Raw genomic sequence first — 21444 nt, forward strand, 5'->3', positions numbered from 1 at the left:
CTATGAAATGCGGTTATCTCTGGAAAAATTCGACCCATTCACCCTCGGGTCCGAAGATGAAGAAATAGCGGTAGCCATTTGGCAGCGCCACGATTTCAGGGTCTACGAACTGTGCGCCGAGCTTTTTGACACGCTCGTACTCTTCTTCCAAATTGTCTACGTTCACAGCGAAGTGATGGACTTTGCCCTCGGAAGGGAGGTTGTCGTTGTAGCCATGGATGATTTCCAGCTCCGTCTCGTCCGCGTTGCCGAAGCCGAGGAACGCCAACTGGAATACTCCGTTGGTGTGCGTGATTTTTCCTTTCAGTTCAAAGCCGACGATTGTTTGATAGAACTCGATGGCTTTCTCAAAATCCTTTACGACCATGCCGATATGGTCAATTCGCTTCTTTGCCATGTGAATTCGCCCCACTCTCATTTGTGATGAGTTCTTCTTTTCATTTAAAAATTACAATTCCGAGTTGTCAAGTAAGAATTGGTTGGGAAGTTTACGAATGTGCATATTGGGAAGAGGAAACTCATGGAATTTTCTGAGTTGCAATGCTACAATCTTCCTTGTGCTTTCAGATCTTTCAGACAGAGAAGCAACATGAAGTAGATAGGTGGGGATCTATTTGTTCAAGAAAATGACCAGCGCCCTGCTCGTCACGGCACTGATGAGTCCGATGGCGGCAATGGCGCAAACGACGGGAGCGCCGCAACCGCAAGCAGCAGGACAAGCTGTAGTGAAGACAGTGGCAGCAGTCGTGCAGCCAGCGGATCAGGTATTTACGAATGCCGTGGTGTATACCGTGGATCGCAATCGGAACATCGCTCAGGCGATAGCTATCCGCGGCGGCCAGATCGTCTATGTGGGAAGCGACGAGGGCGCGAAAAAGTTCATCGGGAAAACGACAAAGGTTACGGATCTGAAGGGCAAGATGGTGCTTCCGGGCTTCATCGACAGCCATACGCACGCCAGCAAAACAACCGGACTCATTTATTCCATCGATTTGTTTGACGGCGGCTCCGTAGAAGAGTATGTAGCAACGATCAAGGACTTTGTCAAAGCGCACCCAAACGAGGAGACTCTGCAAGGCCGCGGTTGGAGCAATCCGGTAGTGCCAGGGATCGGTCCACGCAAGGAAGCGCTGGATGAAATCGATGCGACGACACCAATCGCACTGACCTCTGATGACGGACACTCCCTGTGGGTGAACTCCGCAGCGCTGAAGCTCGCGGGAATCACCAAGGATACCAAGAATCCGGAGGGAGGCATCATCGAGCGCGACCCGAAAACGGGAGAGCCATCCGGAACCCTGCGTGAAAAAGCCATGGACCTCGTGCTTAAAAAAATCGGCGGCTATACGATTCAGCAATACAAATCCGGCATTGAGGAATATCAGGAAAAGGCAGTCGAGCGCGGCGTAACGACTGTGCGCGACCCTGACATGCTCCGCTATCCAAACGTACTGGAAGCGTACGAAGAGCTGGCAAAAGAAAACAAGCTGACTATCCGCTTCCGCAATGCTGTGACAGCGAATCCTGACAAAGGACCGGAGCAAGTCGCAGAATTCGTGAAGATCCGAGAGCGCGATCATTACCCGCTGTTCCAGGTGAACGCGGTGAAAATCTTCATGGACGGAGTAGTCGAGGGAGCAACCGCCTACCTGGAGAAGCCGTACGAGCATAAAGAAACGAACGGCGAGCTGATCTGGAAAGTGGACAACTACAACAAGACAGCAGCGGCGGCAGACAAGGCCGGCTTCCAGCTGCACGTCCACTCCATCGGGGATGCTTCCACACGCATCGCGCTGGACGGGATGGAATACGCCGAGAAGCAAAACGGCGCACATGATGCCCGCCACTCGCTCGTGCATCTGCAGCTGGTCAACCCGCAGGATATCGAGCGCTTCAAAAAGCTCGGGGCAGTCGGCATTGTTCAGCCGTTCTGGTTCATGCAGGAGGATGGCTTCTATGACGAGATCGAGGTGCCGTACCTGGGACAAGAGCGCGCAGAAAAAGAGTATCCGATGAAGAGCTTTCTCAATCAAGGCGTACACATCGCGTCCTCCAGCGACTACATCGTGACGCCTGAATTCAATCCGCTGCACGGCATTCAGCAAGGGATTACCCGCATTGCAGAAGGGGAGACCGATCCGAGCAAAATCGCCAACCCTGACGAGCGTGCCACCCTGCCGGACATGATCGCGAGCTTTACCATTGACGGTGCTTACGCAAACCACGTCGAGGACATCACCGGATCACTCGAGCCAGGCAAAAAAGCTGACTTGGTCGTTTTGGATCAAAACCTGTTCACAACGCCGGCTACCGAGATCAAGGATGTGAAGGTTCTCTTGACGATGGTGGAAGGGAAAGAAGTGTACCAGGCGCAAAAGGTAGAAAAGAAATAGGCATGTAAATGAAAACGGGTGCTCCCGAGTCGATTTGAACGACTTTGGGGGCATTTTTTTGTATATATCAACTTTGCTGGGGGGAGGAGAAGCAGGCTTCCGATCTATGCTCCGGAGTCGCTCCGCCTGGAAACCTGCTTCTCCTGCGAGCTGTTGTGGTTTCTAGTCACCTTTTTTGCGGTTATTCAAGGGGAAAAGCTTTTTCTTTTGATTGCTTCACTTCGAAGGTATCGGTGAAACAGGAAATGACAAGCCTCCATTCTCCAAAGAGATTGCTCCATGTAGGGTTTTCTCAAAGAACCTCCTTGAAAAGCCCACAAAATAAGGCAACTGGGAGATCCAAGGCTGGCTGAGGAAAAAGGAGAAATAAGCGGAAGATCTTTGGGGCCCAGCCGAAGCGGAATGGAAAAAGAGAAACACGGTCTTAAGCGTCCACCTCTGAGATTCAACTTGAAACGGCTGCTTTGGACGCGGTTTCGCTTTTTCCATGGAGCTGTCCAGGGATGACCCCTCAGCAGGGGACCCAAGAAGTTGGAGCGTTTTCTCCTTTTTCCTCTCCTCCACTAAAGCCCGAACACCCAAATCATCCCTTACTTGTAAAAAACCTTGAAGAAATCGCTTTCACCCATGACATTTGTCATATCCTTGACTTGACGTTTATGACTACAGCGAAAAGTCTGTATTTTCTACAATATAAGTGAAAAGCTTGCAGCGTAAGACACCTGGCAGACAGGCGTCCTGCGTCTGTCAGATCAAGGAGGATATGCGATGCACCAAGCGAACATTGCCCATTTGAAGAAAGATGTGGCCCCTTATGAAAAAACGGATACGAAAATGAGTATCCGCCAAGTAGTCAACACGATCGGACCACTGCTCTTGCTTTGGTATGCGGCATATCTTTGCCTGTCTGTCTCTTATTGGCTCACCCTTCCCCTGACCATCATCGCTGCGGGATTTACCGTCCGCACGTTTATTCTCTTTCATGATTGCTGTCATCAGTCGTTTTTCAAAAGCCGTCTGGCCAATGACATTCTCGGCAACATCACCGGTGTGCTGACGCTGTGCCCGTATGAACAGTGGAAGAACAGCCATTCGATCCATCACGCTACCAGCAGCAACCTCGACAAACGGGGTGTGGGTGATATCTGGATGATGACAGTGGACGAATATGTGGCCGCACCGGCATGGCAGCGTTTCTTTTACCGAATCTATCGCCATCCGATCACTCTGTTTATTTTCGGTCCTACTTTTGTCTTCGTTTTCCAATACCGTTTCAATCGCAAAGGCACGAGGCGCAAAGAGCGTCTGAATACGTATCTCACCAATGTTCTGATCGTCGGGCTGTATGCTCTCATGATCTGGGCGGTGGGCTGGCAAGCGTTTTTGATGATTCAAGGTCCGATCTTCTTCGTATCCGGACTGCTTGGCGTTTGGCTGTTTTATGTGCAGCACACCTTCGAAGATTCTTACTTCGAAGAGGAGGCCGATTGGAGCTATGTAAAAGCTGCGGTTGAGGGAAGCTCCTACTACAAGCTGCCCAAGGTGCTGCAATGGATCACAGGCAACATCGGATTCCATCATGTCCACCATTTGAGCCCGAAGGTACCGAATTACAACCTGGAACGGGCGCATAACGAGACCAAGCCGCTCCAGCAAGCGACGACCATCACGCTGAAATCGAGCCTGAAATCGCTGCGCTTCCGCCTGTGGGATGAAGAGAACAAAAAGTTTATCGGCTTTCAGGACATCCGTCGTCAGGCGGCTGAATCGCTGACAGACTCGATCCCTGTGCCAAGACCGAGCTTGGAAGGAAAATAACCCTGCCATCCGCCTTCCGTTTCAGATACACTTAGCGTAAGTGGCGAAGAAAAAAGGTGGGCAATCATGCAGAAGTGGTATCAAATCCTTCATAAAAATACGGGACTGAGCCCCTACGTGTGGGTGGTCTTCTACATCCTCCCGTTCTATTTCATATTCCGGTCCTCCTCCACGTATGAGGTCGTGATCGGAATCGTGATGATCCTGATGTTTTTTGTTTGCTATGTGCTCGCCTTTTTGTCCAAAGGATGGGCGGTTTATTTCTGGACGAGCCTGCAAATCATCATATCGATATTGATGACCGTTCTGTTCGGCTATGTGTACTTCTCGCTGTTCCTGGCGTTTTTCATTGGGCATATCCAAAACAAGGTCGGGTTCATCACACTGTACACGATCCATCTGATCAGTATGATCGTCACGGTCAATATCGGCTTCTTGTCGAAGAACGCGGAGTTTTTTAACCAGCTGCCATTTGTTCTCGTGAGTCTTGTCGCAGTGATTCTCCTGCCCGTCACCACATACAACTGGAACAAGCGGGAGAAGCTGCAGGGACAGCTGGAGGATGCAAACAAGAGAATTTCCGAGCTGGTGAAGCTCGAGGAGCGTCAGCGCATCGCCCGGGACCTGCATGATACGCTCGGGCAGAAGCTGTCCCTGATCGGGCTGAAGAGCGATCTGGCCTCCAAATTGATCAGCAAAAATCCGAGCAGGGCGCAAACGGAGCTGGAGGAAATTCGCCAGACAGCGAGGATCGCCCTGAAGGAAGTGCGGGAAATGGTCACTCAGATGCGCGGGACTAGGCTGGAGGATGAGCTGTTTCGGGTCAAGCAGATCACAAAGGCGGCGGAGATCGATTTCATCCTGGAAGGAGATCCGAATCTGCAGAATACGTCGCTGATGACCGAAAACGTGCTCAGCATGTGTCTGAAGGAAGCCGTCACGAACGTCGTGAGGCACAGCGGCGCGACTACGTGCTCGGTACAGATCGAGCCGTCGCGCACCGATCTGGTGCTCAAAGTCAAGGATAACGGGATCGGCATGGCAGCGGAGTGCGCGTACATCCGAGGGAACGGACTGCGGGGGATGAAAGAGCGGCTCGAGTTTGTAAACGGCAGCATGGAAATCGAATCAGAAAAGAATGGAACCACGGTCGTAATCAAGGTGCCAAACGTCTTCAAACAACCGGAAAAGGAGGCGGGGGTATGATTCGTATCGTCATCGCCGAGGACCAGCGGATGCTGCTGGGTGCGCTGGCTTCCCTGCTCGATTTGGAAGAGGATATGAAGGTCGTCGGTCGGGCGAGCAACGGGGAGGATGCCGTCAAGCTCGTCCACCTGCATCAGCCGGACATATGCATCATGGACATCGAGATGCCGGTCAAAAGCGGGCTGGATGCCGCGGAAGAATTGAAAGGCTCCGGCTGCAAAGTGATGATCCTCACGACGTTTGCCCGTCCAGGCTACTTTGAGCGTGCATTGAAGGCCGGAGCTAATGGTTACTTGCTCAAGGACAGCCCCAGTGAGGAGCTGGCCAGCTCGATTCGCAGCATCATGGCGGGACGGCGCATCTACGCTGCAGAGCTGGTGGACGAAGCGTACGGACAGGAAAATCCGCTGACCGAGCGGGAAAAGGAAGTGCTGGAGCTGATCGCCGACGGGAAAAATACCAAGGAGATCGCAAGCCAGCTGTTCCTCACGACGGGCACCGTCCGCAACTACATCTCGGTGATTCTCGACAAGCTCGGAGTGAGCAACCGCATCGAGGCCATTACGCATTTCAAGGAAAAAGGCTGGTTTAAATAGAAAATCACAGCAGCAGCTAGTCGTCTCCATAGGCTAGCTGCTGTTTTCATTTTCCCGTATTGCAATCGCATTAGTGATCAAATATGATCGAAATAACATTTTGAAATGATCAATTTCTGATAATTCATGATTTATAATTGATCGAAGATGATCATTCATGTATCATTTCATTCAAGAGGAGATCGATAAGCATGGCAACAGATCGCGAGAAAGAGATTCTGAATTTTCTTAACAATAAGTCCCCGATGACAGTAGAAGAATTAGCGGCTTGCTTGTACGTGTCGGAGGTCACAATCCGCAGGGATCTTACTTCGATGGAGAAGCAGGGAATGATCGTCCGTAAAAGAGGGGGAGCTTCCCTTCCCGAGCTGGGCTTCGAGCCGATGTTCAACCAGAGGCAAAAGAAAAATATCGAGCTTAAGCAAGCCATCGCCAAGTATGCGGCAAGCACGATTCAAGAAGGCGAGGTCATCGCGCTGGACGTCGGAACCACAACGGCAGAGCTGGCGAGGGAGCTTACGAAGCGCTCGGGAATCACGGTGTTCACCTCCTGCATTCAGGTTGCATCCATTCTCGCCAAAAGCGATCTTCAGGTGTACATGATCGGCGGTTTGATCCGCAAAAGCGAAATGTCGATGGTTGGCAGCATCGCCCTGGAAACGATCATGAAATTCAACTTTGACCGCTTTTATCTCGGGGTAGCTGGGATTAGCTTGAAAGCTGGTATTACGGATTACAGCATCGAGGAGACGGAGATCAAGAGAGCATTTATTCATCGTTCGAAAGAGGTGATCGCTCTCGTCGACCGCACCAAGTTTGGCGAATCTTCCTTGATCAAGGTATGTGAGGGCGAGCAGATCGGCGAGATGATTACGAACAAAGGCGACATTACAGCAGAACGTCCCGAAGATCACTTCCGAGGGAAAATCACTTACGTGTAAGGCTTAGTTCGCTAGGGGAGTGAAAAATGTGGCCTATGTGTTGGGAATCGATATAGGCACCTATGAATCAAAAGGAGCGCTGGTAGATGAGACCGGGAAGCTCCTCGTAAGCAAGTCTGTGGCCCATCACCTGGAAATCCCGCAAAAAGGCTGGGCGGAGCACGATGCTGAGCAAACGTGGTGGCATGATTTTACCCATCTGAGCAGGACCATCACGCAACAGGCCGTCAAACAGCATGGAATCAGACCGGAGGAGATCAAGGCAGTGGGAGTCAGCTCTATTGCCCCGGCGGTAGTACCGGTGGACTCTGCGGGGAAGCCGCTTCGCAAAGCCATCCTGTACGGAGTAGACACGCGTTCCCAAAAGCAGATCCTAAGGCTAAATGAGTCAGCGGGCGAGGAACAAATCTTTCGAGTGGCTGGGCAGACCTTGTCGGCTCAGTCGGCCGGACCGAAAATTCTCTGGATTCGTGAGGAGGAGCCGCTCGTTTATGAACGAACAGCCAAGTTTCTCTGCGGTTCGGGCTATCTCGTTTACAAGCTAACCGGCGAAATGATCATCGACCGCTATACAGCAGCGTCCTACTCACCACTCTTTGACATCCACGAGCTTCAGTGGAACCGTGAAATGGCGAGTGGCATCTGTGAAGTGGATCAATTACCTCGCCTCGTCTGGAGCCATGAAATTGTAGGGGAAGTAACGAATCAGGCATCTGCTCAAACTGGATTGGCTCCGGGTACAAAAGTAATCGCAGGGACAGCCGATGCACTGTCTGAGGCGATCAGCGTGGGAGCTGTGCACACGGGTGATCTGATGCTCATGTACGGCAGCTCTACGTTTTTCATCCTCGTCTCTCCCCATTTGCCGATCACCAAGACATTGTGGGCGAATTTGCATGCTACTCCTGGACGACATACGATTACGGGCGGGACGGCTACCGCAGGATCGCTCACCCGATGGTTCATTGATCATTGCTTGTCAATTTCGGGGCCAGCTAGAAGCATGAATGTCGATGAAGCGTACACGTACGCAACTAGACTGGCGGAGCAAAGCCCCCCAGGTGCAGGAGGACTACTTACGCTGCCTTACTTTAGCGGAGAGAGGACACCCATTCACCACGCTGCAGCGAAAGGCGTCTTTTTTGGACTGACGCTGCATCATACGCAATCAGATATGTACCGTTCGATACTGGAAGGCATCTCTTTTTCGATTCGCCATAACATGGACGAAATCAGAAGCATGCAGGTGCCCATTACTCGTGCGATCGCTGTCGGGGGAGGGGTAAAAAATCGTCTGTGGCTGCAATGCGTGAGCGACATCTGCCAAGTGACACAGGTCATTCCAGAAATCACGCTTGGAGCCGCTTATGGCAACGCCTTTCTATGTGCGCTGGGTCTCGGCTGGTACTCCGATCTCTCGGATATGGACCGATGGGTGCGGGTACAAGAGGAGATTACTCCCAGCCAGACGCATCGTGCTATTTACGAGCGCCATTACGAGCTCTATCAACGGCTGTATAGACAAACGCGAGATTTGATGGATGAGCTAACCTAACCAAGCATCGGGGGAACGAAGCATGATTCCAGATTATCAAAAATGGAAAGAAGTCCTTCGCGAATTGACGTCCTGCCTAGCTTTGTCCGGGTATGAGGATTCCGTCATCCGCTATGTAAAGGAGAAGCTGGCGGGCAAGGCAGAAGAGATCGGGGTTGATCCGCTGGGAAATGTCATTGCACGCATGAATTCGTCAAAGATGAAGGATCCGTACCGCGTCATGGTGTTCGCGCATATGGACGAGTTGGGAATGATCGTGACGAAGATCGAAGAGGATGGCTTTTTACGAGTGGAACGGTTGGGCGGAATTCCAGAGAAAAGCTTGGCGGGCACCACCCTTTTAATCGAAGTGGATGGGAAACGGTGGCCTGGGATCGTCGGTACAAAATCCCATCACGTCACGAGGCAGGACGAGAAATATAAAGTGCTGCCGATCAACGAGACATATGCCGATTTTGGCTTTCGGAGCAAGCGTGATGTCCTTGCGGCAGGAATATCTCCCGGCACTCCGGTAGGTTATGCCCGGCAGTTTTTTGACAACGGTTCGATTGTTTTCAGCAATACACTCGATAACCGTGTAGGTTGTCTGGCCTTGCTGGAGCTGGCAGATCGTTTGCAGGCCACAGAGCTTCCATGTGAATTGTACATCGTCTTTTCCGTCCAAGAAGAGTTCAATCTACGCGGGGTGCTTCCGGCAATCCGTAAAGTAAATCCGCATTTGGCAATCACACTTGATATTACAATAGCGACGGATACCCCCGATCTGAAGGGTAGCGCAGATATCCGTTTGGGCGGCGGTCCCAGCATGGGCATGTACACTTTCCACGGGCGAGGAACGCTGGGAGGACTGATCCCCAACCCTAAGCTGGTGAGGCATGTGCAAAAAATAGCCAGAGAGCATGATATACCCTTGCAGCAAGCTGTCTTCATGGGGATATTGACGGATGCGTCTTTTAGTCAGCTGGAGAACGACGGCATCCCGATGATCGACCTCGGTTATCCGGCCAGGTACACGCATGCTCCAGTGGAGGCGGTCGACTTGCATGATGTTGAGCAGCTTATTTGTCTACTGGAGAAATTGGTGCTCACGTGCGATCACCGGCTGGACCTGAGCCGCGGCTAACCAATTTACATAGCAGAGGAGTGGAATCAATCAATGACTTGGTTGAAAGAAGTAATCGGTACGGAAAAAGCCATCATCGCCATGTGTCACTTGCTCCCATTGCCGGGGGATCCTTCTTTCCAAAAAGAAAAAGGGATGGAATACGTCGTGGAGATGGCACGAAAGGATTTGCATGCCCTGCAGGAAGGCGGAGTAGATGCGGTCATGTTCTCAAACGAATTCAGCCTGCCGTATTTGACAGATGTAAAGACAGAAACGGTAGCGGCCATGGCGAGAATTATCGGAGAGCTCAAGAGCGATATCAAGATTCCTTTCGGGGTGAATGTGCTGTGGGATGCGAAAAAGTCGCTCGATTTGGCAGCGGCGACGGGAGCGCTCTTCGTGCGAGAGATCTTTACGGGTGTGTATGCAAGTGACTTCGGGATCTGGAACACCAATGTAGGGGAAACGGTGCGGCATCAGTATCGGATCGGGGCAGAAGGGGTAAAGCTGCTTTTCAACATCGTTCCAGAAGCGGCAAAGTATTTGGCAGACCGGGATATTGAAAATGTCGCAAGGTCAACGGTTTTCAACAACCGCCCGGATGCCCTGTGCGTATCCGGACTGACGGCAGGGACGGAGACAGATTCCCAAATCCTGAAGCGGGTGAAGGAAGCGGTGTCGGAAACGGTCGTTTTGGCGAATACGGGAGTCCGCATGCAAAATCTGGAGCAGCAGCTAGCCATCGCAGATGGGGCGGTCGTAGGAACGACGTTCAAATTAGACGGAAAATTCGAAAATCATGTAGACCAAGAGCGGGTACGTGCCTTCATGGATAAGGTCAAAGCGTTTCGACAAGGTAGTGCATGACATGTGACAGTGTCATTTTCATTACACACAGTAGATAAGGGAGGTCGACGTTCATGAACAGGGGCAATAAGAGCATGACGCTCGTGAGCCTGATGCTGGCTGTCTTTCTGCTCTTCCTGACAGCATGCAGCGGAGGGGGAGGCGGGCAGAGCGGAGCGGGCACGCAACCACAGGGTCAATCGGGCGGGGCGGAGGGCGGCAAAAAGTACAAGATTGCTACGGTAGTCAAATTGACGGGTGTCGCCTGGTTTGACCGGATGAATGAGGGTATCAAGAGATTCGGCGAGGAAACAGGCAACGAGACGTTCATGCAAGGGCCGCAAAAAGCAGATGCTGCACTGCAGGTCCAAATCATCGAGGATCTCATCGCGCAAAAGGTGGACGCGATCACGGTCGTGCCCTTCTCGGCAGAAGCGTTGGAGCCGGTGCTGAAAAAGGCACGTGAAAAGGGCATCGTGGTAATCACGCACGAAGCAGATGGCTTTGAGAATACGGACTTTAACATCGAGGCGTTCGACAATCTGGATTACGGCGCGTTCTTGATGGACAGTTTGGCCAAGGCGATGGGGGAGCAAGGTGAATACATGACGACGGTGGGCAGCCTGACGACGAAATCGCACATGCAGTGGGAAGAGGGTGCTTACAAGCGCCAGCAGGAGAAATACCCGAACATGAAGGCCGTCGCCCGTAAGCTGGAGACCAATGACGATCAAAAGACGGCGAGTGAAAAGTTCCGTGAGACACTCAAAGCATACCCGAACCTGAAAGGCTTCCAGGGTGCATCCGGAAACGACGCTGCAGGTGCGGCTTTGGCAGTCGAGGAAATGGGCCTGCAAGGAAAGGTGAATGTCGTGGGCACGAGTGTACCTTCTGTCAGCAAACAGTATTTGGAGAGCGGAGCCATGAGCATGATCGGGTTCTGGGATCCAGCTGATGCCGGGTATGTCATGAACAAGCTGGCAGTCATGGTGCTGGACGGCAAAAAGGCAGACATCAAAGAAGGTGCGAATCTCGGAGTGAAAGGGTACGAAAGCATCAAAGTGGTAGGCGGCAAATACTTGTTTGGCAGCGCTTGGGTCGGTGTCGGCAAGGACAATATGAACGATTACAACTTCTAATCCCGCATGTGCATAGAGAGGGTGAACCGCAATCATGTCGCTCATACAATTGTCAGGAATCAGCAAGTCATTTGCCGGTGTTCAGGCGCTGAAGGATGTCAGCCTGGAGCTCGACTATGGGGAGATCCACTGTCTGGCCGGAGAGAATGGTTGCGGGAAATCCACTCTGATCAAAGTCATGTCCGGTGTGCACGCACCGGACCATGGCGATATGCGGATTCATGGTCAGAAACGCAAGCTGCTCACTCCGATGGACGCGATTAACGAAGGGATTCAAGTCATTTATCAGGACTTTTCCATCTTTCCCAACCTGACCGTCGCGGAGAACATCGCGCTCAATAGCGAGCTGGCGCAAAACAGGAAGCTGGTGAATTGGCGCCGGATGAGGCAAATGGCCAAGCAGGCGCTGGAGAAAGTGAATGTCACGCTGGATCTGGACGCAAAGGTCGAGACGCTGTCCGTCGCCGACAAGCAGCTGATTGCCATTTCGCGGGCGCTGATGCACAAGGCCAAGCTGATCATCATGGATGAGCCGACGACAGCCTTGACGCAAAAAGAGGTGAGGTCGCTGTTTTCCGTCATCAGCGGATTGAAAAAAGAAGGAATCACCATCCTGTTTGTCAGCCACAAGCTGGAGGAAGTCTTCGAGATTTCCGAGAGAATCACGATTTTACGCAATGGTCAAAACGTTGTGTCCGAGCGGGTCCAGCAGCTGGATCAGGGCAAGCTCGTCTTCTACATGACGGGCAGGCAGATTGAAGAGAGCTACTACGAGATCAACGAGGAGAAGACAGTACCGATCCTGCAAACCGAGGATTTAGGGTTGCAGGGGTGCTTTGAACATATATCGCTGCAGATCCACGCAGGAGAGATCGTCGGGCTGACAGGTCTCTTGGGGTCGGGGCGCACGGAGCTGGCCGAGTCGCTCTTTGGGCTGCGGCCTGCGACGAGCGGCAAGGTTTACATGGATGGAACAGAGAGGCAGATTCGTTCGGTACAAGACGCGATCGAGCAGCGGATTGCCTACGTGCCGGAGGATCGACTGACCGAGGGCCTCTTTTTGGAGCAATCCATTGAGCGCAACATGGTGATCAGCGTCATCGATCGGCTGTCTCGTACCTGGCAGTTGATCGATCAGGCGAAAGTAAAAGCAACAGTCCGGGATTGGATCATGAGTCTGGGGATTGTCGCACACTCGCCCTCGCTGCCCGTCAAGACGCTGTCCGGCGGCAATCAGCAGCGTGTCGTTCTCGCCAAATGGCTGGCAACCAAGCCGCGCCTGCTCATTTTGAACGGTCCGACAGTCGGTGTCGATATCGGCTCAAAAGAAGACATTCACCAAGTGATACGGGCTCTTGCCAAGGATGGCATGGGCGTGTTGATGATTTCCGATGACCTGCCCGAGCTTCGGCAAAACTGCAATCGCGTATTGGTGATGAAGAGAGGGAGATTGGTTGGGGAAATCGCAGGCAAGTCGCTGACCCAAGAGGAGTGGACACGGCTGCAGGAAGCCACCTGAGGATAGAGATGACAAAGGGAAAGAGGTGTACACCCTGCCTATGAAAAAGATGGTGCAGACCAGTGAATTTTACGTGGCTGTCGTCGTCCTTGGGCTTTTTCTTGTGATCGGCAGCCAAAACAGTGCTTTTTTTACGGCCACGAATCTTTACGATCTCATCCGAAGCGGGATCGTTCCCGGAATATTTGTCATGTGCGCCATGCTCGTGATCATCTCGGGCGGCATTGATGTTTCGTTTCCAGCTGTCGCGACCTTCAGCATGTTTTGCGCCACCAAAATCCTTCACTCCATGCATTACGAGGGACCGGTCGTTACTGCGTTTTTCTTGTCAGGCTTGATTGGGCTCGGGCTGGGTCTGATCAACGCCGTATTCATTTCTTTGTTTCGGCTGCCCACCCTGATCGTGACATTGGGGACTTCTTCGATGTTCAGCGGATTTCTCCTGACGTTCGTCGGCAGCAGCCAAATCAATGATTTGCCGAGACCGTTTCTCACATTTTCCAAGGAGCAAGTGTTCAAGTTTACAGGTGAGGGAGGCATCACGGTCGGACTGCCTGCCGCTGTCCTCATCACGTTTGGGGTCGTCATCTCGGTCGCTTTGCTGCTTAGGTACACGATGCTCGGCAGAGGCATCTACGCATTGGGCGGCGATGCCGTGTCTGCGCAGCGAATCGGTTTTTCTCCCGTACGGATTCAGTTTTTCGTCTATAGCCTGGTCGGGTTCTTGGCGGGGATCGCAGGCATGATTCATACGACCATGATGCGCAATTCCAATCCAGTCGATCTGCTCGGCACAGAGCTGTTGATCATTGCCGCTGTCGTTCTGGGAGGAACACGGATTACAGGAGGTCATGGAACCGTGCTGGGGTCTCTCTTGGGGCTTGTCCTCGTCATCACGATCCAGAACAGCTTGATTCTGTTGGGAATCCCTTCTTATTGGCAGCGTTTTGTGATCGGTGCCTTGATCCTGATCGGAACGGGCGTGGCTGCGTATCAGGTGAAGAGATCGATCGCGAGGCGAAAATCAATCGTAACGTAACCACTTTTAGAGAGGAGGTCTGTTATGACTAATCGGAATGGAAGCAATCCTGAGCCAATCACGCCCATTGACAGCTCGATCTTTTCCATGAAGCGTTATTTACCGCAGGACGCAGGCACGATCAGGATGTCTCTCATCATGCTCGTCGTGTTTGCCTTGATGGCGGGAATCAGCCCGGGCACGTTCCTGTCGCTGGACAGCTTTTCCTCGATGGCTTTTCAGTTTCCCGTGTTCGGCATCTTTGCGTTAGCCATGATGCTGACGATGATTTCGGGCGGCATCGACCTGTCCATCGTGGGGATCGCCAATCTGACTTCCATCATCGCTGCGTCCGTCATGGTGCGTCTCGTACCTGCAGGAGCGACTGCTGGGGAAAGCCTTTTGTATATGTCGCTTGGTGTCATCGCTGCGCTCGTGGTGGGGATGGCCTGCGGGCTGCTCAATGGCTTTGCGGTGACGAAGATCGGAATTCCTCCCATTCTGGTTACCCTGGGAACGATGCAGCTATTCATGGGGCTCGCGATTATCCTGACCAAAGGACAAGCGATTGTCGGACTCCCGGATCTGTATACGGCCATAGGGAATGGCAGCTTGTGGATCATTCCCGTACCGCTCTTGATGTTTTGCCTGTGCATTGTGGGGACTTATATGCTGCTCGGCAAGCAGTCCTTTGGGATGAAGCTGCAAATGCTGGGTACCAATCCGACGGCATCCCTATACGCTGGTGTGAACAATACGGGCGTGCTGCTGGGGACATACGCCATCAGCGGGATTCTTGCAGCCATAGCTGGCCTCGTTATCGTGGCACAGACGAATTCAGCCAAGGCAGACTACGGGACCTCCTATATTTTGCAGGCGATTTTGGTAGCCGTGATGGGGGGAGTCGATCCCAAGGGTGGTTTCGGTAAAGTATCTGGAATCGTTATGGCGGTCCTTACGCTTCAATTTTTGTCGAGTGGCTTAAATGCGCTCCATGTTGGGAATTTCTTCAAGGATTTTATGTGGGGAATCGTTCTCTTGCTGGTCATGGTCATTAATGAAAGGAGCAATCGTAGAAAGTTCCGACACTGAGTCACCCTTTTTCCTGTTTCGCCCTCTTCGAAAGAATGTACGTTTGCCTACGTGACGCCTCCCCATGGGTTCATATACTGTAGGGTACCTTTTTGCTCGCTCGTAACCATCACGGATGAAGGAGAGGGTAGCCTTGGCAATGAGGCAAATGACGAGGGTGAGCCTGCCGTACCCGACGACATGGGAGATCCGGGCTCGGTTTGGGGGAAGACCGGTATCACAAGGGACATTGTTCATCCAAAGCGTCTTAAACAACAACAGTTTGAGTGGCGCGGTGAATTTTCGGGGCAATTTCATTCCCATTCAGGGAGTCTGGAATGAAGCTGCCCGCCAAATCGCGTTTCACACCCAGTTTGCTTCTTACGTCGGCACGTTGCTGTATCAAGACGAACCTCTGCTGAATCTCCGCCACTACGTGCTGCGGGGACAGGTAGCAATGAAGCCTCCCTCCATACGTGCAGGGGAGACGGGGACTTGGCAAGCGGTCATTCATCTTCCGCTGCGCTAGCCATGAAGGTCTTGTCCAGAAATGGATGGGACCTTTTTGTTTTTCTTTCTTTCTCATGAGGGATGAAAGCAGGCAATTGGGTAAATTATCAAAGAGAGTTCGCAGCGGGAAGGAGAAGACTAGCGTGAAACCGATGACAGAACGGCACGTCACCCTGCACGGCTTCAACAATCTGACCAAGTCTCTGAGCTTCAATATGTACGACATCTGCTATACGAAAACGAAGGAAGAACGGGAAGCCTATCTCGAATACATCGACGAACAGTACAATGCCGACCGTCTGACCCACATCTTAAAAAACGTATCCGATATCATTGGCGCCCATGTTTTGAATATCGCCAAGCAAGATTACGTCCCTCAAGGCGCCAGTGTCACCTTCCTCGTGTCGGAGGGGCCTGTGGTAGAAGTACCGACTGAATCGTATGAGGAATCGCCGGGGCCTTTGCCGGATTCCGTCGTCATGCAGCTGGACAAGAGCCACATTACAGTTCACACGTATCCTGAATACCATCCGGATGAAGAAATCAGCACGTTTCGAGCGGATATAGATGTCTCCACCTGTGGGGAAATCTCTCCCCTGAAGGCGCTCAACTACCTGATTCACTCGTTTGAGACGGACACGATGACGATCGATTACCGGGTACGCGGCTTCACCCGTGATATCAATGGCGACAAGCTGTTTATCGACCATGACATCAGCTCGATCCAAAATTACATCCCGGATGAAGTGATTGACCTGTACGACATGATTGATGTGAACGTTTATCAAGAAAACATTTTTCACACCAAATGCAAGCTGAAGCGGTTCGATCTCAATAATTACCTGTTTGGCTACACCAAGGACAAGCTGACGGCAGACGAGCAGAGGGAGATTACCGAGCGGCTGCACAACGAAATGGACGAAATTTATTATGGGAAAAACATCATACGGTAGCCTAGGGCAAGCAAAAAGGAGCGGAATGATTCCCGCTCCTTTCTTTTATTACTCCTGCCGCTTTTATTTTGCTCCAGCCCGCGTCAGGGCGTCCGCCATTTCCTGATAGCCGCGGCTTTTGGCGTGCTGCAGAGGGGTCACCCCGTCGTGGTCGGCCAGATTCACATTCGCCCCGTGCTCGATCAAGAGGTTGACGATCTGTTGATGCACTTCGCCGCCGTCTCCGAGGATGACGGCTTCGAGCAGCGCCGTCCAGCCCAGGCGGTTGATATGATCGATGTTCACATCAGAGTGAGTGAGCAGCTCTTCGACGATGGCGACATGTCCGCGATCCGCTGCAGGGATCAGGGCGGTGCCTCCAAAGCGATTGGTGACCGTGGTATCTGCTCCTGCGGCGATAGAGGCTTTGACAAATTCGAGCTTGCCTGCAGCGCTGGCATAGAGCAGCGGGTTGTCCAATCGCTCGTCGCGGATGTTTAGATTCGCCCCATGCTCAATCAGCAGGTTGAAGATGTCCAGTTGATTGGTATGCACGGCGATCAGCGCGGAGGTTCTGCCTGTTTCATCCGTGGCATTGATGTCAGCGCCATCAGCCAAAAGCTGGTTGATGGCATTCTTATCCCCTTGCTTGGCGGCCTCGAGCAAGGCCTGGTTCTGCTTCCTGATTTCCATGTTCACCGACTGGGTCGCTTGCTGTTCGTCGCTATTTAGCATGGTGTCTACATTCATCTCGCAGCCTGCGAGTGCCAGCGTGAGAGCGAGCAGGCTGATTGGCAGCAAAGCGAGCCCTCTCCTTTCTGCTGGTATGGAATGGTACATTGCCTCTATTATTCCACAGTCAGCTCAGCCTGAGAATCCCCGGCCCAATCGCCAACAGGCGTAACGGTGTAGGTGGTGCCTACAGACAGCTTGCCGTTTTGCTGCAGATCAAAAATACCGACTGCACCTTTGCGGCTGGAGTATTTGTAGGTGGCCAGCAGCTTCTCTCCATTTTCAGCAGTCAGCTCGACGCTGCGTCCAGAGAACAGCTCATCGCCCGGATCCTCGGCCAATGTAACGGAGATCGAGGTGTCAGAGAGTGCTTTTGCTTCGGTGATTTCCACTGGGGCGATTTCTTTTGCGACAAATGTCGGGTTCTTGATGTCAGCCCAGTCAGAGGTTACCGTGTACGTCACGCCCGGAGTCAGTACTTGACCTTCTGGCAGACGGAATTTTGGCTCTTGCTTGCCGTCCGTCGATTGGGTAAATGGCACGTATTTGGCTGCAATCGGTTGGCCGCCTGCCGGTGTAATGGTCACCTGTCTGGCTTGCATGGACGAAATGATTTGATAAGTGGTTCCGTTTGCACGGTTGTTTTCATCCAGGACGAATGCATTGTCGCCACGGCCTGCACTGTACGCAGTGATGACGTACCCGTAGTCGGTGACGTTATCGGATTTCAACGCCTCCACTTCGAAGGTATCGTTCGTTACTTGTCTGCTCTCGTTCATTTGCAGCTTGGTGGCATTGCCTGTGAAGGTCCCTGCTTTATTGCCTTTGTACGTCAGGTTGTAAGTCGTGCCAGCATTTTGGACGGAGGTCGGGACGATGTAGGTCGCGATAGAGCCGGTTTTCAACCGGGGCATGTTTGTCAGGGTCAGACCGTCGTTGAAGACGAAATCGGCTTTTGCTTTCGCGAATACCTCATCTTCTGCGGTCAGCGGCTTGTCGAAGGTCACAATCAGCGTGATGGCATTGAGAGACTTCACGCTTGTGATCTTCGCTTTTTCGGATGGAATCGCTTTTTGGGCGGTCTTCAACAGATAAGCGACTTCTCCGCGGGATGCAGCTTGGTTGCCGGAGTAGAATCGTTCCATCCAGTAGCTCACGGATTTGACATCGCGCTTCAGTGCTTTGGATACAATCTGCACGAGCTCGGCATCCGTGACGGCACCTGCCGGATTGAACTGTCCGTCTTCTGCTTGCATGATTCCCAGTCCGACTACTTCAGAAGCGTATTTGTATGCCCAGGATTTCGGTTGAATATCTGTCAGATTGGCAGGGGATGGAGCAGTGCCTTCCAGATTGAAGGTCTTCACAACCATTTTGGCCAGCTCGGCGCGGGTGATTTGCTTGTGGGCGCCCATGGAGCGATCGGAGTACCCTTGCATGACGCCGAGACGCGCCATCTGGTTGACTGCGTCCCCAATTTCCTCGGCGGTAAGTGGGGAAGGGATGGCGGCTGAAGCTGCCTGAGTGGTCAGCGCTGCAAACGGGAGTGAGGCTGTTCCCAATGCGGCTGTCAGTACCAGAGCGGCGACTTTATTTGAAATCTTTTTCATCAGAATGTCCTCCTCATATCGTGAGTGGCTATTGTTGCTTGCCTTACTCACAGGATAGACGAGAGACCTAAACTGGCTAGAAACCTGTCCTTAAAAGATTCGAAACCAATGATTAAAAAAACCTAAACAAAAACGTGCTTACACGGTAAAGCGATAGCCCGCCCCCCAAACCGTCTCGATGTATTGGGGATTGGAGGGATCGATCTCGATTTTTTCCCGCACTTTTCGGATGTGGACAGTGACCGTCGCGATATCTCCGCTAGAGTCCATTCCCCAAATGCGTTCAAACAACTCGTTTTTGCTAAACACGCGGTTTGGATGGCTCACCAAAAATTCCAGCAGGTTGAACTCACGGGTGGTGAAAATGACCTCCTGATTGCGGACGTACACTCTCCGGGATGCTTTATCCATGACGATGCCGCGGATGTGGATTTCATCTTTCTGCTGCTGCCCTTGCTTGCCGAGCAGTCTCTCGTAGCGGGTCAAGTGAGCTTTCGCACGGGCCACCAGTTCGCTTGGGCTGAAAGGCTTGGTGATGTAATCATCCGCACCGAGATTGAAGGCGCGAATCTTATCGAGCTCTTCTTTCTTGGCAGAGACGATCAGGATCGGCACCTCCTTTGCCTGGCGGATCTGCCGGCACAGCTCAAAGCCATCCAGGCCACCAGGGAGCTGCAGGTCGATGATGATCAGTCCATATTCCTCATTCAAAGCGAGATGCAGCCCTTTATCACCTGTGTGGCACAGATCGACAGCAAAGCCGTTCAGCTCAAAATAGTCGCGCTCGAGCTGGGCGATGGTCGTTTCATCTTCAATGATCAGGATTCGTGTCATGTGCGTGGTCCTCCTGGTTTTGTGCTGCGTTTGAGCGAGAAGAACAGGCTGGTGCCGACGCCTTGCTCGCTTTCGACCCAGATCTTGCCGCCGTGTCCCTCAATGATCTCTCGGGCGATCGCCAGCCCCAAGCCGCTGCCGCCCGTACCGGAATTGCGGGACTGCTCTGCGCGGTAAAAGCGTTCAAAGAGATGCGGAAGGGCTTCCGGGGGTATTCCCATCCCGTTGTCGTGGATCTCGATGGTGACCCAATGCTGATCGGCTTGCAGCGAGACGCCGATCCGTTTCTCCGATTTATCCATGAATTTCTGGGCATTGTCGATGATGTTCAAGACCGTGCGCTTGAGCTTTTCCACGTCGGCGAGCACCCAGGTGGGTTCCTCGATGCGGTTGGCCCACGTCAGGTCGATGCCTTGCTCCTCCAAGCCGTAATGGAGCTCCTCGATGCAATCGTCGAGAAACGGCACGATGTTCACAGGCTCGAAGGTAAAAGGCACCTGCTTCAAATCGAGCTTGGAGTAAAGGAACAGCTCATCGACCAGCTTGTCTAAATCCACGGCTTTGGAGTAGATGATCTGGACGTACTTGTCCATTTTCTCCGGCGTATCGGCGACGCCATCCCGGATTCCCTCGATGTAGCCTTTGATGTTCGTGATCGGGGTGCGGAGGTCGTGCGAGATGTTGGATATCAGCTCTTTGCGGCTCTCCTCATCCTGCAGGCGCAGCTGCACCGATTCCTGCAGCCGCTTGCGCATGTTCTCAAACGCTTCGTTCAATTGACCGATCTCGTCCTTGGAACGCAGGTCCAAAGCGAACCGCAGATCGCCCTCCTGGATGCGCTCAGCTGAGCTGCGCAGCAGATTGAGCGGCTTGACCACGCTCTTGGTAATCCAGCGGTACAAGAGCACGTTGGCGATGACGAGTACGCCGAGCAGGATGAACAGGAGAATGGGAAGCAACCGGCGCGTCACCTCCGCAAACGGACTGCGCTCCCGGATGACGAAGACGCTGCCCTTTGCTCCATCCGAGTACAGAAAATCGAATTTCGCGTAGGCGTAAAAGCGTTCCCCGATGTTGAAGGTATTGCGAATCTGGCTGTTGTTCAGATCGTACGGAGGCAGGTTTTGCTCCAGCTGCGGCTGATGGAACGTGTACGATTCAAACACCTGGTTGCTCTCCCGCCGTACGTAGAGCCCTGCTCGCACGGTCCGCAGCTTGAAATCGTAGTCGACGAGCAATTGCTTGTTCAAAAGCTCGTCCGGCGTATTTTTTGCGAGGTATTTCAAGTCGAGGAAGATCGATTCTTCCTGCTCGGTCAGCGGATTCAATTGGTAATGGACTTTGTAAAAGTCCCGGATGCTGTGAATATCACCGGTAGCGGCAATGGTAAACAGCCCTGCTGTCAGCCCAAACATCACGAGGCTGATGACCAGCATCCCGGTATAGGAAAGCAGCAATTTGATACGGATGGACATTGTCTCACCTCTTTGCATTCTGACAAGTCCATTATATACAAGCCGCGCAATTGGTAAAGCCCATCGGAAGCCGTTACTTACAAACAGATAAAATCAGTTATACTATTCAGTAAGTATGTTGACCAACGTGAAAGGCGGAGAAAA

The 21444-nt window shown here is 52.5% G+C and carries 19 protein-coding genes; 14 read left to right on the top strand and 5 right to left on the bottom strand.

The window, feature by feature from the left end; translation table 11 throughout:
- Positions 1–13: 13 nt before the first annotated feature.
- Positions 14–397, bottom strand: coding sequence for a VOC family protein (locus JNE38_RS03850; protein ID WP_203355320.1), 384 nt, complete (start codon positions 395–397; stop codon positions 14–16).
- Between the two features lie 229 nt (positions 398–626).
- Between JNE38_RS03850 and JNE38_RS03855 the strand changes: the two genes are divergently transcribed.
- The 14 genes from JNE38_RS03855 (at position 627) to speD (ending at position 16670) form a co-directional block, all read left to right on the top strand.
- Positions 627–2393, top strand: a complete 1767-nt coding sequence (locus JNE38_RS03855) for an amidohydrolase (protein ID WP_428993714.1) — start codon at positions 627–629, stop codon at positions 2391–2393.
- 768 nt (positions 2394–3161) lie between these two features.
- Complete coding sequence (locus JNE38_RS03860; RefSeq protein ID WP_203355322.1) at positions 3162–4211, top strand: Delta(5) desaturase DesA; 1050 nt, start codon at positions 3162–3164, stop codon at positions 4209–4211.
- A gap of 66 nt (positions 4212–4277) precedes the next feature.
- On the top strand, positions 4278–5417 hold the full coding sequence (locus JNE38_RS03865) for a sensor histidine kinase (RefSeq protein ID WP_203355323.1): 1140 nt from the start codon (positions 4278–4280) through the stop codon (positions 5415–5417).
- A complete protein-coding gene (locus JNE38_RS03870; protein ID WP_203355324.1) occupies positions 5414–6013 on the top strand; it encodes a response regulator transcription factor in 600 nt (199 codons plus the stop codon). The genes JNE38_RS03865 and JNE38_RS03870 overlap by 4 nt, the downstream gene beginning before the upstream one ends.
- 191 nt (positions 6014–6204) lie before the next feature.
- Positions 6205–6954 (top strand): DeoR/GlpR family DNA-binding transcription regulator, encoded by a 750-nt coding sequence (locus JNE38_RS03875; protein WP_203355325.1) that lies wholly within the window; start codon positions 6205–6207, stop codon positions 6952–6954.
- Between the two features lie 28 nt (positions 6955–6982).
- A complete protein-coding gene (locus tag JNE38_RS03880) occupies positions 6983–8509 on the top strand; it encodes an FGGY-family carbohydrate kinase (protein ID WP_203355326.1) in 1527 nt (508 codons plus the stop codon).
- 22 nt (positions 8510–8531) lie between these two features.
- Entirely contained in the window at positions 8532–9632 is a 1101-nt protein-coding gene (locus tag JNE38_RS03885; RefSeq protein ID WP_203355327.1) for a M42 family metallopeptidase, read from the top strand.
- Positions 9633–9665: 33 nt separating this feature from the next.
- Entirely contained in the window at positions 9666–10481 is an 816-nt protein-coding gene (locus JNE38_RS03890) for a BtpA/SgcQ family protein (protein ID WP_203355328.1), read from the top strand.
- Between the two features lie 53 nt (positions 10482–10534).
- A complete protein-coding gene (locus JNE38_RS03895) occupies positions 10535–11599 on the top strand; it encodes an autoinducer 2 ABC transporter substrate-binding protein (RefSeq protein WP_203355329.1) in 1065 nt (354 codons plus the stop codon).
- Between the two features lie 34 nt (positions 11600–11633).
- Complete coding sequence (locus tag JNE38_RS03900) at positions 11634–13118, top strand: sugar ABC transporter ATP-binding protein (RefSeq protein WP_203355330.1); 1485 nt, start codon at positions 11634–11636, stop codon at positions 13116–13118.
- Positions 13119–13158: 40 nt separating this feature from the next.
- A complete protein-coding gene (locus JNE38_RS03905) occupies positions 13159–14157 on the top strand; it encodes an ABC transporter permease (RefSeq protein ID WP_203355331.1) in 999 nt (332 codons plus the stop codon).
- 24 nt (positions 14158–14181) lie between these two features.
- Positions 14182–15228, top strand: coding sequence for an ABC transporter permease (locus tag JNE38_RS03910; RefSeq protein WP_203355332.1), 1047 nt, complete (start codon positions 14182–14184; stop codon positions 15226–15228).
- A gap of 139 nt (positions 15229–15367) precedes the next feature.
- A complete protein-coding gene (locus tag JNE38_RS03915) occupies positions 15368–15736 on the top strand; it encodes a hypothetical protein (RefSeq protein ID WP_238933696.1) in 369 nt (122 codons plus the stop codon).
- Positions 15737–15869: 133 nt separating this feature from the next.
- A complete protein-coding gene (gene speD / locus JNE38_RS03920) occupies positions 15870–16670 on the top strand; it encodes an adenosylmethionine decarboxylase (protein ID WP_428993715.1) in 801 nt (266 codons plus the stop codon).
- Between the two features lie 63 nt (positions 16671–16733).
- Here the strand turns inward: speD and JNE38_RS03925 are convergent, their stop codons facing one another.
- The 4 genes from JNE38_RS03925 to JNE38_RS03940 form a co-directional block, all read right to left on the bottom strand.
- Positions 16734–17399, bottom strand: a complete 666-nt coding sequence (locus JNE38_RS03925) for an ankyrin repeat domain-containing protein (protein ID WP_203357410.1) — start codon at positions 17397–17399, stop codon at positions 16734–16736.
- Between the two features lie 98 nt (positions 17400–17497).
- Positions 17498–18991, bottom strand: coding sequence for an S-layer homology domain-containing protein (locus tag JNE38_RS03930; protein WP_203355335.1), 1494 nt, complete (start codon positions 18989–18991; stop codon positions 17498–17500).
- A 138-nt stretch (positions 18992–19129) separates the two neighbouring features.
- Positions 19130–19825, bottom strand: a complete 696-nt coding sequence (locus JNE38_RS03935) for a response regulator transcription factor (RefSeq protein WP_203355336.1) — start codon at positions 19823–19825, stop codon at positions 19130–19132.
- On the bottom strand, positions 19822–21300 hold the full coding sequence (locus JNE38_RS03940) for a sensor histidine kinase (protein WP_203355337.1): 1479 nt from the start codon (positions 21298–21300) through the stop codon (positions 19822–19824). Before JNE38_RS03940 ends, JNE38_RS03935 begins: the two co-directional genes overlap by 4 nt.
- Positions 21301–21444: the final 144 nt, after the last annotated feature.

It is taken from the genome of Brevibacillus choshinensis (assembly GCF_016811915.1).
Lineage (GTDB): Bacteria > Bacillota > Bacilli > Brevibacillales > Brevibacillaceae > Brevibacillus > Brevibacillus choshinensis_A.